Source organism: Gordonia sp. UCD-TK1, assembly GCF_001691435.1.
GTDB lineage: Bacteria > Actinomycetota > Actinomycetes > Mycobacteriales > Mycobacteriaceae > Gordonia > Gordonia hongkongensis.
Genome location: NZ_LZMP01000090.1, coordinates 1 through 13,247 on the forward strand (window position 1 = coordinate 1; position 13,247 = coordinate 13,247).

The 13,247-nt window shown below is 67.6% G+C and carries 14 protein-coding genes; 8 read left to right on the plus strand and 6 right to left on the minus strand.

All coding sequences use genetic code 11. The annotated features are described in order from the left end of the window. On the minus strand, positions 1-865 hold an 865-nt coding region (locus A9310_RS24195; protein WP_065632760.1), incomplete at its 3' end, for a xanthine dehydrogenase family protein subunit M. Further along, positions 862-1,383 carry a 2Fe-2S iron-sulfur cluster-binding protein gene (locus A9310_RS24200; RefSeq protein ID WP_065632854.1) on the minus strand — a complete coding sequence of 174 codons (522 nt, stop codon included), beginning with the start codon at positions 1,381-1,383 and terminating at the stop codon, positions 862-864. The genes A9310_RS24200 and A9310_RS24195, both read right to left, overlap by 4 nt. A 75-nt stretch (positions 1,384-1,458) precedes the next feature. Between A9310_RS24200 and A9310_RS24205 the strand changes: the two genes are divergently transcribed. Both A9310_RS24205 and A9310_RS24210 read left to right on the plus strand, forming a co-directional pair. After that, the gene (locus A9310_RS24205) at positions 1,459-2,769 is read left to right on the plus strand and encodes an NAD(P)/FAD-dependent oxidoreductase (RefSeq protein ID WP_065632761.1); all 1,311 of its coding nucleotides are present in this window, start codon (positions 1,459-1,461) and stop codon (positions 2,767-2,769) included. Positions 2,770-2,874: 105 nt separating this feature from the next. After that, complete coding sequence (locus A9310_RS24210) at positions 2,875-4,002, plus strand: nitronate monooxygenase (protein WP_065632762.1); 1,128 nt, start codon at positions 2,875-2,877, stop codon at positions 4,000-4,002. A gap of 49 nt (positions 4,003-4,051) precedes the next feature. Here A9310_RS24210 and A9310_RS24215 read toward each other — a convergent pair whose 3' ends face one another. Further along, positions 4,052-5,578 (minus strand): PAS domain S-box protein, encoded by a 1,527-nt coding sequence (locus A9310_RS24215; RefSeq protein WP_137809927.1) that lies wholly within the window; start codon positions 5,576-5,578, stop codon positions 4,052-4,054. Between the two features lie 178 nt (positions 5,579-5,756). Here A9310_RS24215 and A9310_RS24220 point away from each other — a divergent pair, with 178 nt between their 5' ends. From A9310_RS24220 to A9310_RS24245, 6 genes are all read left to right on the plus strand, one after another. After that, on the plus strand, positions 5,757-6,929 hold the full coding sequence (locus A9310_RS24220) for an acyl-CoA dehydrogenase family protein (protein WP_065632763.1): 1,173 nt from the start codon (positions 5,757-5,759) through the stop codon (positions 6,927-6,929). Between the two features lie 50 nt (positions 6,930-6,979). Next, positions 6,980-7,342 (plus strand): hypothetical protein, encoded by a 363-nt coding sequence (locus A9310_RS24225; RefSeq protein ID WP_055475083.1) that lies wholly within the window; start codon positions 6,980-6,982, stop codon positions 7,340-7,342. Between the two features lie 76 nt (positions 7,343-7,418). Continuing rightward, positions 7,419-8,696, plus strand: coding sequence for a Rieske 2Fe-2S domain-containing protein (locus tag A9310_RS24230; RefSeq protein ID WP_055475082.1), 1,278 nt, complete (start codon positions 7,419-7,421; stop codon positions 8,694-8,696). Beyond that, positions 8,689-9,186: an aromatic-ring-hydroxylating dioxygenase subunit beta gene (locus tag A9310_RS24235; protein ID WP_055475081.1), complete on the plus strand. Its 498-nt coding sequence runs from the start codon at positions 8,689-8,691 to the stop codon at positions 9,184-9,186. The genes A9310_RS24230 and A9310_RS24235 overlap by 8 nt, the downstream gene beginning before the upstream one ends. A gap of 14 nt (positions 9,187-9,200) precedes the next feature. Next, positions 9,201-9,953: an SDR family NAD(P)-dependent oxidoreductase gene (locus A9310_RS24240; protein ID WP_065632764.1), complete on the plus strand. Its 753-nt coding sequence runs from the start codon at positions 9,201-9,203 to the stop codon at positions 9,951-9,953. 40 nt (positions 9,954-9,993) lie between these two features. Next, a complete protein-coding gene (locus A9310_RS24245; RefSeq protein WP_065632765.1) occupies positions 9,994-10,944 on the plus strand; it encodes a PDR/VanB family oxidoreductase in 951 nt (316 codons plus the stop codon). A 5-nt stretch (positions 10,945-10,949) separates the two neighbouring features. On the opposite strand, the gene A9310_RS24250 is transcribed toward A9310_RS24245, so the two are convergent. Genes A9310_RS24250 through A9310_RS24260 form a run of 3 tightly spaced genes read right to left on the minus strand, consistent with a single transcriptional unit; the run spans position 10,950 to position 13,182 of the window. Further along, positions 10,950-11,591: a response regulator transcription factor gene (locus A9310_RS24250; RefSeq protein ID WP_139104742.1), complete on the minus strand. Its 642-nt coding sequence runs from the start codon at positions 11,589-11,591 to the stop codon at positions 10,950-10,952. Continuing rightward, complete coding sequence (locus tag A9310_RS24255) at positions 11,582-11,860, minus strand: hypothetical protein (RefSeq protein WP_058250617.1); 279 nt, start codon at positions 11,858-11,860, stop codon at positions 11,582-11,584. Before A9310_RS24255 ends, A9310_RS24250 begins: the two co-directional genes overlap by 10 nt. Before the next feature lie 26 nt (positions 11,861-11,886). Next, entirely contained in the window at positions 11,887-13,182 is a 1,296-nt protein-coding gene (locus tag A9310_RS24260) for an amidase (protein ID WP_065632766.1), read from the minus strand. Positions 13,183-13,247 lie beyond the last annotated feature (65 nt).

The window sequence follows — 13,247 nt, forward strand, 5'->3', positions numbered from 1 at the left end:
ACAATTCGGTCGAAGGGCGCTGACCACGCAGCACCTCTTCGGCCCGCGCGGCCCGCCAGGGCTTGTGCGCGACACCGCCGAACGCGATCCGCGCCGCGCCGATCACGTCGCCGTCCATGCTCACCTCGGCCCCGACGGACACGAGCGCGAAGGCGTACGACGCACGGTCCCGCACCTTGCGGTAGGTCGACGACGAGTCGGGCAGGGGCGGTGGCACGTCGATGGCCACGATGACATCGTGCGGCTCGAGCACCGTGTCGCGTTCGGGATGTTCACCCGGGAGCCGGTAGAAGTCACCGATGTCCACCACGCGCTCGCCGTCGGGGCCCTGCACGACGATGCGCGCGTCGAGGGCCGTGAGGGCCACCGCCATGTCGGAGGGGTGGGTCGCGACGCAGGTGTCGGATGCACCCAGGATGGCGTGATACCGCGTGTATCCGCCGACGGCCGAGCAGCCCGAACCCGGTGTCCGCTTGTTGCACGGGGTCGTGACGTCCTGGAAGTAGACGCATCTGGTGCGCTGCAACAGGTTTCCCGCATTGGTCGCGAGGTTGCGCAACTGCGGCGAGGCGCCCGAGAGCAGGGCGCGGGCCAGGACGGGGTAGCGGCGCCGGACGAGGGGATGGGCGGCGGTGTCGGCGTTGCGGGCGGTGGCGCCGAGCCGGAGCGAGCCGTCGGGGCGTTCGGTGATGTCGTCGAGCGGCAGGCGGGAGATGTCGAGCAGCGCCGGCGGGTCGGCGACGCCCAGCTTCATGTGGTCGACCAGGTTGGTGCCGCCGGCGATCAGCTTCGCGCCGTCGTGATCCCGCAGGAAGTCCACGGCGGCGGGGACGTCGGTCGCACGCTCGTAGGTGAACGGGATCATCGATCGGCCGCCTGTCGGATCGCCGCGAGGATGTTCGGGTACGCCGCGCATCGGCAGAGGTTGCCGCTCATCCGTTCCCGGATCTCGTCGTCGGCCAACGGACTCGCGTCGCCGCTCGACGACGGGTCGAGGTCCTCGGTGACGTGGCTGGGATACCCCTGTTTCGCCTCGTCGAGCATCCCGATGGCCGAGCACAGCTGGCCGGGTGTGCAGTAGCCGCATTGGAAGGCGTCCTCGTCGATGAACGCCTGCTGCATCTCGTGCAGCTCGTCACCGTCGCCCAGGCCCTCGGCGGTGACGATGTCGCTGCCCTCGTAGGAGACGGCGAACGACAGGCAACTGACGATGCGCCTGCCGTCGGCCAGCACGGTGCACGAACCGCACTGACCGTGATCGCAGCCCTTCTTGGGCGAGAAGATGCCCAGCCGGTCACGCAGACCGTCGAGCAGTGTTGTTCGCGTGTCCACGACGACGTCGTGTTCGGCACCGTTCACGGTCAAGGTGACTTTGGCTTCCACGTCGCGAGGCATACCCGTCCATAGAGGCGGTAAACACCCGCCGAGAACCGCGAAATGTCTGGAACAATCGGTCGAATGGCCCCCTCGAGACCCAGAGTTGTTGTGATCGGTGCCGGATTCGCGGGTATGCACTGCGCCCGCAGGCTCAAGAACGAGCCGGTCGACGTCACCATCGTCGACCGCGGGACCAGCCATCTGTTCCAGCCGCTGCTGTACCAGTGCGCCACCGGTCTGCTGTCCGAGGGCGCGATCTCCAGCCCGGTTCGGCATCTGACCCGTCGGCACAAGAACCTCGACGTCGTCCTCGGCGAGGCGTCGGGCATCGACGTCGAGGGTCACGAGGTGACGGTCGACCGCATCGACGGGTCGTCGTTCCGTCTCGGCTACGACTACCTCGTGGTCGGCGCCGGCATGCGCACCGCCTACCGCGGCAACGAGGCGTTCGCGGAGTTCGCGCCCGGGATGAAGACGCTCGATGACGCGCTGTCGATCCGCCGCAAGATCATGGCCGCGTTCGAGATGGCCGAGACGATCACCGACCCGGAGGAGCAGCGGTCCTGGCTCACCTTCGCGGTGGCGGGCGGCGGCCCGACCGGCGTCGAGCTCGCCGGACAGATCCGGGAGGTCGCGACCCTGGCGCTCGAGCGCGAGTTCGACGCGATCGATCCGGCGCAGGCGCGGGTGCTGCTGCTCCACGGCGGCGACCGCGTGCTGCCGTCGTTCTCGACGCGGCTCTCGGCCAGCGCCCAGCGCACGCTCGACAACCTCGGCGTCGAGACCCACCTCGGCGTGCACGTCACCGGGGTCGGAGAGGACCACGTCGAGACGACCCGCAAGGCCGACGGGACCAAGAACGTCTATCCGGCGCGCACGACGCTGTGGACGACGGGCGTCGAGGCCGTCCCCTTCGCCACCACACTTGCCCGGTCGCTGGGTGTCGAACAGGACCGCGGCGGGCGGATACCGGTCGAGGACGATCTCTCGGTCCCGGGCCATCCCGACATCTTCGTCTGCGGCGACATGAGTTCCTACCGAGACCTGCCCGGGGTCGCCGAGGTGGCGATGCAGGGCGGCCGGCACGCCGGGGCGGTGATCGCGAAAACTGTTGCCGGTCAACGGGAAAGAACTCCGTTCAGATACCGCGATCTGGGCACCGCGGCCTACATCGCCCGCCGCCACGCGATCGTCCAGTCCGGCCCGCTCCAGCTGTCGGGGTTCCTCGGCTGGGTGGCCTGGGGCGTCATCCACATCGCCTTCCTGGCGGGTGTCCGCAACCGGATGGGAACCGTCATGACATGGGGCGCAACACTGCTCACCGACACCCGGCGGGAGCGAGCGATCACCTACGGCAGCCCGGAGACGGCGAGGCAGCCCTACGGGCAGTGAGCGGGTAGATTCGGCCCGCTCGCTTGTCCGTGACCGGCTCGCCTGGTATCCAGAGTAGAACACGTTCTAATTCTGGTCGTTCTTCCGACGGGCGAGGAGTCCTCCATGCACACCCCGATCTGCGACGAGCTCGGTATCGAGTTCCCGATCTTCGCGTTCACCCACTGCCGGGACGTGGTGGTCGCGGTGAGCAAGGCGGGCGGTTTCGGAGTGCTCGGCGCGGTCGGCTTCACCCCCGAAGAGCTCGAGATCGAGCTCAAGTGGATCGACGAGCACATCGGCGACCGTCCCTACGGCGTCGACATCGTCATCCCGAACAAGTACGAGGGCATGGACTCGAACATGTCGGGCGAGGAACTCACCAAGATGTTGCAGTCGATGGTGCCGGCGGAGACCCTCGACTTCGGGCGCAAGCTCCTGCGTGACCACGGCGTGCCGCTCAACGAGGACAGTGACAACTCCCTGCAGCTTCTCGGTTGGACCGAGGCCACTGCCACGCCGCAGGTCGAGATCGCGCTCCAGCACCCCAAGGTCACCCTGATCGCGAACGCCCTCGGGACGCCACCCGCCGACATGATCGAGAAGATCCAGTCCGCCGGCCGCAAGGTCGCCGCGCTGTGCGGATCGCCGAAGCAGGCCCGCAAGCACGCCGATGCGGGTGTCGACATCATCATCGCCCAGGGCGGCGAGGGCGGCGGTCACTGCGGCGAGGTCGGCTCCATCGTGCTCTGGCCGCAGGTCGTCAAAGAGGTTGCGCCGGTTCCGGTTCTGGCCGCCGGTGGCATCGGCAGCGGTGAGCAGATCGCGGCGGCGCTGGCCCTCGGGGCGCAGGGCGCGTGGACCGGATCGCAGTGGCTGATGGTCGAGGAGGCTGAGAACACCCCGGTCCAGCAGCAGACCTACATCGACGCCTCCAGCCGGGACACCGTACGGAGCCGATCGTTCACCGGCAAGCCGTGCCGCATGCTGCGCAACGACTGGACCGAGGCCTGGGAGGATCCGAAGAATCCCGATCCGCTGGGGATGCCGTTGCAGTACATGGTCTCCGGGATGGCGGTGGCCGCGACGCACAAGTACCCCGACGAGAGCATCGACGTCGCCTTCAACCCGGTCGGGCAGGTGGTCGGGCAGTTCCGCAAGGTCGAGAAGACCTCTGCGGTGATCGAGCGGTGGGTGACCGAGTACATCGACGCCACGAGCAGCCTGGACTCGTTCGCCAACGCGAACGCCTAGCCGGGGCTAATTCGCGCGGCCTCGTTTCCGTCCCGCTGATTGGATTCAATCAGCGGGACGGAAACGGCGACGCGGGAGCCGGGGAGTGGCCGGCGCCGTCCTCGGCGATCGTCGCGAGGGGGAGAGTCACCTGGACGGTGGTGCCCGACGGTTCGTTCGGCAGGTACCGGATCGTCCCGCCGTGGCGCTCGACGATGTGCTCGGAGATGATGAGCCCGATTCCGGAACCGTCCTGCTTGGACGAGAACGCGCCGGAGGCGAGGCGATCGGTGGGCACGCCCGTCATGCCGCGTCCCTGGTCACGGATCCACACCGAGGCCAGTCCGTCGGACTCGCCGGTCTGGATCGTCAGTTCCTTCACCTCGGTTGTCGGACGGACGATCTCGTCGAGTGCGTTGACGCACAGGTTGATGATGACCTGTCCGATGAGCACGTTCTCGCCCTGGATCGGCAGGTCGCGGTCGGGGATCTCGGCGTACACGCGTACGCCCTGCTCGGCCGCGCGTAGTCGCACGAAGTACAGGCTCTCCTCGACGGTCTCGTTGAGATCCATGAGCGTCGAGGTGCTCTCGATGCGTCGTACGTAGCGGCGGACGGAGGCCACGATGTCGGCGGCGCGGTGGAGTTGCTTCTCGATCTGGTCGATGCCGTAGGCGAGGCTGCGGGCGTCGACGGTCTCGGCGGAGACACGGGCCTTGAGTCCGCTCAGGTAGTTCGTCGACGCCGCGAGCGGCTGCCCGAGCTCGTGGGCCAGGATCATCGCCATGTCACCCATCGCGTGGTAACGGCTCAGATACTGGAGATTGGCCTCCTGGTAGGCGTTGCGGCGTTCCCATTCGACGCGGTCGGTCACGTCGCGCACGGTCAGGACCCGCGAGGAGATGCCGTCATGGGCGACGATCTCGAGTTCGCCGGCCAGCCACACGGTGCTGCCGTCGTCCTTGATGATCTCCTGCTGGATCTCGACCGAACCCGCACCGTCCGTCAGCCGCTCGACGACGGGGTCACTGGTCAGCCGGGGCTCACACCGGCCGAGGTCTTCCAGATGGACGCCCGACAGCTCCGCGGGGGTGCGGCCGAACAGCTTGGCGGCCAGTGGGGAGATGTCGTCGATGCAGTTGTCGTCGTCGAGCACGACGATCCCGGCCGACGTGTGGGTCATGATGCGCTGCAACGACTCCGACACCCAGGTCAGTTCTTCCTGCAACTCGACCTCGTCGGAGATGTTGCGGAACTCGACCATCACGACCGGCCCGTCCTCGCAGCGCACCAGGGTCGCGCGGGCATCGGTGAGGAACTCGGTGCCGTCCTTGGCGCGGTACTTCCACTGTTTGCGGCTCGACCCGTGCACCACCGCGGACTGGAGCCATGCCACGCCGACCTCGCGGCGGTACTGACGCTCCTGGGCGCTCATGTGGTGTGCCTTGAGGGGCTTGAGTTCCTCCAGGGTGAACCCGAAGATCCGGCACGCGGCCGGGTTGGCCCACAGGATGTTCTTCGAACTCGCCTCGTGGATGAGGATGCCGGTGCCGGTGTGCAGGATCATCTGCTCGAAGTCCCGACGGGCGGGGAACATCGCCATCACCTCACCTTCGCCGAGTTCTCGTCTTCGCCCCCGCCACGATGCCATGCGGGTGAGGACACGCAAGTAAGGAATTGCTTACCCGCGGCGCGGGAAATCCCGATACCGCGTCGGGTCCCGCGTCCATAGTGTCGGACTCGAGATCGAGAGTCGATTCCGAACGGAGACAGTGATGACCGCGGAGAGCCTGACCGAACGGGTGTGTGCGGAACCGGCGGGGGCGGCGCGCGACGCCGCGTTCGACCACGCGCTCGACGTGCTCCGGGATCGTCGGGACGAGTTCAACTCGCAGCGCTACGTGCCCGCCGACTTCATCGCGTTGCTGAAGCGTGCCGGAATGTACCGGGCCTCGACGCCGGCGGCGTTCGGTGGCGAGCCGATGGCACCGTCGGATTTCATGTCGCTGGTCGAACGCATCTCCGCCGTCGACCCTGCCACCGGGTGGGTGTCCAGTTTCGGATCGTCGCTGGTCTACTTCGCCGCGCTGCCGGCCGAGACCCAGCAGAAGATCTACGCGCACGGTCCCGATGTCGCCTACGCGGGCGGGCTGTTCCCCATGCAGGAGGCACAGCGGGTCGACGGCGGCTACCTGTGCTCGGGGGTCTGGCAGTTCGCCAGCGGATGTCGCGGCGCCGACCTCCTCGGGATCGGTCTGGCCGGCGGACCCGAGACCGGCGGCAAACCGCTGACCGCGCTGGTCGATCCGGCCGAGGTCGAGATCGTCGACAACTGGGATGTCGCCGGGATGAAGGCGACCGGCTCCCATGCCATCCGCGCCGACCGCGTGTTCGTGCCCGAGGAGATGACCTTCGTGCGCGGCGGCGCTCCGCAGATCGACGAACCCCTGACCCGGTACCCCGCGCTGGCCTACGCCGCGCAGGTGCTGGCGGTGGTGACCCTCGGCGCGGCCCGGGGCGCCCTCGACTACGCGATCGAGGTCGGCGCGGCGCGGACCTCGATCACCGGAGGTGCCAGCAAGGGCAACCGGCCGGCGTACAAGAGCGGCCTGGCGGTCGCCGAGGCCGAATTGCGTTCGGCGCGAGCGTTCTTCTACGACAGCACCGACCGGGTGTGGGCCAAGGCCGTCGCGGGACAGCACATCTCGACCGACGATCAGGCCCTGTTGCGGTTGAGTGCCACCCACGCCGCGCACGTCGGGCGCAGCGTCGTGCTGCAGGTGTTCGACCTCGCCGGCACCGGGGCCATCTACGAGACCCATCCGCTGCAGCGGTTCCTGCAGGACGCGTTGGTGCCCGCGCAGCACGCGATGCTGCAGACCAACACCTACGAGGCCGCCGGTGCACTGCTTCTCGGCCTCGAGGCCGGAATCCCCAGCTTTCCCTGACCCACCCGTCATCCAGCCCAGACGTCACGACCGCGAGGAGACCATCACCCATGTCCGACGAACCGTTGCGCACGCTGTTCTGTGTCGGGAACAACCAGAACTTCTTCGACCTGCCCAAGGCCGACATCGGTCCGGTGTGGGAGGCCACGATGGAGTTCCTCACGAGTCTGAAGAACCTCGACGGTGTCGAGATCATCGGGACCTTCGACGACGACGCCCACATGGTCGGCCCGTCCGACGGCTGGCCGTGGACGTTCTACGTCCTCGCCGACGTGCGCGACCAGCCGACCGTCCGGGCGGCCTGCAACCTGTTGCGCACCATCATGGTCGGTGAACATGCGCTCTGGAAGTACTTCAAGGTCGAGGCGCGGATGGGACGAGCCCTCACCATCCGCGACGACGTCCCCTCATGAGCACCGCCTCCTGATCTCTCGCGCACCGACAGCCCCTCTCCGCGCCCCGGCGCGGTCGACACACGAAGGAACATCGATGACCACCATCGAGCGGCCGACCCGCGGCTTCGCGGACCTCGCCGAGAAGGACCGCGTCGCCGGTCAGCTGTACACCGATCCCGAGATCTTCGCCGAGGAGATGCGCAAGATCTTCTACCGCACCTGGGTGTGGGTCGCGCACGAGAGCGAGGTCCCCGAGGCGGGCTCGTTCAAGACCACCCAGGTCGGGGATCAACCGGTCATCGTGACCCGGGATCGCAAGGGCAACTTCAACACCCTGCTCAACCGGTGCCGGCATCGCGGGGCGACGGTGTGCGACCAGCGCAGCGGCAAGGCCAACGGCTTCACCTGCCCGTACCACAACTGGTCGTACACCCTCGACGGTCGACTGCGCGGCATCCCGTACCCGGACGGTTACGAGGGCGTCGTCGAGAAGAACGACTTCCCCCTGCAGAAGCTGCGCACCGAGAGCTATCTCGGCATGATCTTCGCGACGTTCAACACCGAGATCGAACCGCTCGAAGACCACCTGGGTGATGCGAAGATCTGGATGGAGCGATTCCTGAAGCAGTCCAACGGATTCCCCACCAAGGTCCTCGGCAGTCACAAGTTCCGGTTCAAGGGCAACTGGAAGATCCAGCTCGAGAACACCACCGACGGTTACCACTTCCCGATGGTGCACAAGTCGTGGATGGCCTCTGTCGACGCCGAGACCGCGAACATGATGTCGTTCATGGACGATCCGGCCGCCGAGACGCACGCGCTCGGCAACGGTCACAGCGTCGCGATCATGGCGGCCGCGCACGCGGACCTCGACATCGACGACGGTTCCGAGGAGGTGCAGCCGCGGTTCCAGCATCTCGTCGACGAACTCGCCGAGGCGGGGGAGAGTCCCGAACGCATCCGTCGCTACATGCGCTCGATGCACGGCTGCGGGTTCAACCTCAACATGTTCCCGAACATCGCCATGTCGTCGTCGTTCTTCCGGGTTCTCATCCCGATCAGCGTGGACGTGACCGAGGTGTGGCACATGGCGATCGGCATGGACGGCGGGCCGGAGAGCATCAACCGCGAGCGCCTCCGGATCCACGAGCACTTCCAGGGCCCCTTCGGCTTCGGCAGCCCCGACGACGCCGAAGGATGGGATCGCGTCCAGATCGGCGCCGGTGGCAACCCGAACATGCCGATCCTGGTCAACCGCGGGGAGAACCGCGAGTACACGACCGAAGAGGGTTGGCCCACATCGCATGTCACCGACGAGACGGGGATGCGCGAGTCCTACGCCATGTGGAAGAAGATGATGAGCGATGACTGAACTGCACAGTTTCAACGACCCGCGCGTCCTGCGCGCGATCGCGCTCGTGTGGAAGGAAGCCGAACTCCTCGACGCCAAGGACTACCCGGCGTGGGAGGCTCTCTACACCGATGACGCGCACTACGTCATCCCGATCGATCCCGACACCGACGATTTCGACTCGTCGCTGAACATGGTGTACGACGACCAGCGGATGCGGCGCCTGCGCGTCGAACGGATGATGCAGGGTTACGCACCGTCGGCGGTCGCCGCTGCCCGCACGGTCCGGGTCATCTCGCGGTTCACCGTGTCGGACGTCAGCGACGACACCGTCATCCTGCGGTCCGCGCAGATCCTCAACGCGTTCAAGCGCGATGCCTTCTCGACGATCGGCGCCGAGCTCACCCACACCATCAGCCTCGGTTCCGACGGTAACGACCGGATCAGTCTGAAGGTGGCCCGTCTCATCGACAGCGAGGACGCGGTCAGCGCCTCCGGTTACCTGGTGTGAGGACGGACCTGGAGATGAGTTCGACGAACAAGGGGATCGCGGTCGTCACCGGTGCCGCCGGCGGCATGGGTTCGCACATCGCCCGCCGGCTGCACCGGGACGGTCATCGCGTCCTGCTCACCGACATCGCCCTCGATCCGGCCCAGCGCATCGCCGAAGAACTCTCGCCCGACGGGTCGACCGCACGGGCGGCCGTCCTCGACGTGGCGCACCGGCAGGGTTTCGTCGACGCGCTGGCGCATGTGCAATCCGTCTGGGGCACACCGACGATCGTCGTGAACAACGCTGCATTGACCCAGGCGGCCGATCTCATGACGCTCGACGAGCCGGACTTCACCCGCGTGCTGAACACGAACGTCAACAGCATCTTCTTCGGCTGCCAGGTCTTCGGGGCCGCGATGGTCGACGAGGGGTACGGCCGCATCGTCAACATGGCGTCGCTGGCCGGTCAGAACGGCGGCACCGCCACCGGCGCGCACTATGCCACGTCCAAGGGCGCGATCCTGACGGTCACCAAGATCTTCGCCAAAGAGCTTGCGGCCAAGGGTGTCACGGTCAACGCGATCGCGCCCGGGCCGCACGACCTGCCCGTCGTGAAGGCGACCGTGCCGCCGGAGAAACTCGGCGCCGTGATCGCCGGCATCCCCGTCGGGAAGCTGGGCAGCCCCGACTTCATCGGGGACATGGTCGGCCTGCTGACCGCCGAGAACGCCTTCTTCGTCACCGGCGCGTGCTGGGACGTCAACGGCGGGCTCTTCGTCCGCTGACCGCACCGCCGAACCCACTGTCACCACCAGGAGCACTCCCATGGCCCTCACCGACGTCGTCGTCTCCGCCATCGTCCAGGAGACCCCGAGCATCAAGACGTTCTACCTGTCGAAGCCGGACGGCTCGACGATGGGGGAGTACACGCCGGGTGCGCACATCGACGTCGTCGGTCCGACCGCCATCACCCGCCAGTACTCGCTCTGCAGCCGTCCCGACGGCCGGGAGTCGTTCGCCGTGGCCGTCAAGCGCGAGGATCAGTCCCGAGGTGGTTCGGCCGCACTGCACGAACTGCGCGTCGGCGACCGGCTGCAGATCAGCGAGCCACGGAACCTGCTCGGGATCGATTCCACGGCAACGCATCACGTCCTGGTCGCCGCCGGCATCGGCATCACCCCGATGTTGAGCATGGCCCGGTACATGGATGTGCACGACATCAGCTTCGAGCTGCACTACTTCGCCCGTACGGCGGAGGACGCCGCCTTCCTGCCGCTGCTGCAGGAGCGCTGCCCGGAGAAGCTCCACGCTCACGTCGGCGTCGGCCGGGACGCCCAGGGAGCGATCCTGACAGCCGCTCTGGAATCGGCGCCGCCGCAGTCGCACGTCTACGTCTGCGGCCCCGACGGTTTCATGACCAAGGTCCGTGACCTGGCCGAACGGTTCGTCCCGGCCGACGCGGTCCACTTCGAGAACTTCCACGCCACCGATCAGCCGGATGCGTCGGAGAACACGTCTTTCGACGTCGAACTCGACGGCGAGACCTACCATGTCCCGGCCGACCGGAGCATCGTCGAGGTCCTCGAGGAGAACGGCTGCGACGTCGACACCTCGTGTCAGGAGGGCATCTGCGGCACCTGCATCATGCAGGTCCTCTCCGGCGAGCCCGAGCATCGCGACAACGTGTTGACCAAGGCCGAGCGAGAGTCCGGAGAGGTCATGGCGGTCTGTGTCTCGCGGACGACCGGCGAGAAGATCGTGCTCGACTACTACTGACCCGATCAGGGGTTGGTCGGCACCTCGACGTCGAACCGCAGGATGTCCCGGACCAGCGTGCTGATGCTGTCGGCGTCGGTCTTGCTCTTGATCCGGGCACGGTGCACGTCCACCGTCTTGACGCTCATGTCGAGGCGGCGGGCGATGTTCTGGCTGGGTAGACCTTCGACGACCAGCGCGAGGATCTCGCGTTCCCGCGGGGTCAACAGCGCGACCTTCGATTCCACCCACCGCTTCTGCGCGTGGGTGCGGAAGCGTTCGACCGCCTTCTCCATCCCCGCCTGGACGGCGTCGAGCAGCCGCTGCGGGTCGTAGGGCTTCTCGAGGAAGTCCATCGCGCCGGCCTGCAGGGTGGACACCGACATCCGGATGTCACCGTGCGCGGAGACGAAGATGATGGCGACGTGCGGTGCGAACTCGTTGAGCTTCTCCTGGAGCCGCGGGCCGCTCATCGTCGGCATGCGGACGTCGAGCACGATGCACGCGGGGGTGTCCCCGGAGTACTGCGCGAGGAAGTCGTCGGCACTGTGGCAGATCCGCGGCGAGATCCCGATGCTGCCGAGCAGCCAGTCGACCGATTCGCAGAGTTCCGGGTCGTCGTCGACGACGTACACCGTCGCGGTCGCATCCGATGCGGTCACGTCCACGCCGCGTCGGCCGTCCAGTAGTTCATCCCGACGGCACTCACCTGGTGGCGCCACTCCGAGGTCCGGTTGAGCCAGGGTTCCTCGCGCCGGACCGACTCGTCGGCCGCCTCCGGGCCGTCGGCCTCGACGGTCCAGTGCACCCAGTTGACCTCCCGGCCGTACTCGTCGTGGACGAACAGGTCGACATGGTGCCAGCCGTAGTTGAAGGTGTCCTCGTAGCACGTGAGGAACATCCGGTGGTGCGTCTCGGGACGGGGTTTGACTGTCATGCAGATCTTCTCTCTCGCAACCGGATTCAGGCCGGGACGACCGGATGGGACCGGAGCTCGTTCTCGAGCACCGCGGCGACCTCGAACAGGGCCGACTCCCGCCCCGGCAAGCCGATCACCTGTAGTCCGAGGGGCATCCCGGAGTCCGTGGTCGCCCCCGGGACGACGACAACCGGGCAGCCGAGCAGCTGCCACGGTCGGCTCAGGACCGGCGACCCGGTCGCGGCGAGGCCGCTCGGTGCGGGGCCGGGTGCGGCGGGACCGACGATCACCGTGTGATCGCCGAGCGTCTCGGCCAGCAGATCCCGGGAGCGGTCGCGGCGGATGAGGGCGGCCGCGTGGTCCGCGGGCCGGACCGCGCGGCCGGCGTCGACGAGGTCGAGCAGCGCGGGGCTGAGCGCGGCCGCATGGTCCCGGACGACATCGTCCAGCGTCTCGGCCGCCTCATGGGACATGACGGTCACGTGGTCGTCGGCCAGGGTGCGGACATGATCGTCGTATTCGAGTGCGCGGGTCTCGACGTCGGCTCGCTCGAGCAGGTCCGGCAGCCGGCCGACCAGGTCCGCCATCGCCTGGTCGATCGGGTGCAGGTCGCTGCCGCCCCACACCACCACGGTCCGGACGGTGGAGCGACCGGGAACGATCGGCGAGCGGCCGGTGAAGGCGGTGTACACGTACTGCAGGTCGGCGATGTCGCGGGTGAGGATGCCCAGCGAGTCCAGCGACTCCGAGAGTCCGCTGACGCCGGACAGGTCCGTCGAGCCGTGCGCGAGGACCATGCCCGCGGCGCCGCAGTAGGCGGCCGGCCGGGTCAACGAGCCGGCGGTCTGCGTACCCAGCGCCACCGGGATGACGCCCGCGCCGACGGCGGCCGCCGAACCGCTCGACGACCCGCCCGGCGTGTGCCCGGGATGGTGCGGATTGCGCGTCGGCCCGGGCGAGAAGTAGCCGAACTCGGTCGTGACCGTCTTGCCCTGGATCACGGCGCCCAGATCGCGAAAACGACTGACACAGGGCGCATCCGATGCTGCCGGCGACGACAACGTGACGGGTGAACCGGCACGGGTCGGCAGACCCTCGACGTCGATGAGGTCCTTGACCCCGAGCGAGACGCCCCGCAGGGGCCGACGACCCGGTATCCCATCCTGCCGGCGTGCCTCGTCGACGACGGCCGGGGACAGCTCGACCCACGCGCGCAGATCGGTGTCGGTGCCGACGATCTCCTCACGGACCTGTTCCGCGAGAATCTCCGCCGACACCACCTTCTCGTGGACCGCGGTCGCCTGCTCACTGATGGGCTGTTTCCAGTAGGCCGAGCTCACCGTTCCTCCTTCATGTGCTGGGACCAGTCTGCCCTGTCGCGCATCGCGGCGACAGTAAAGATTTC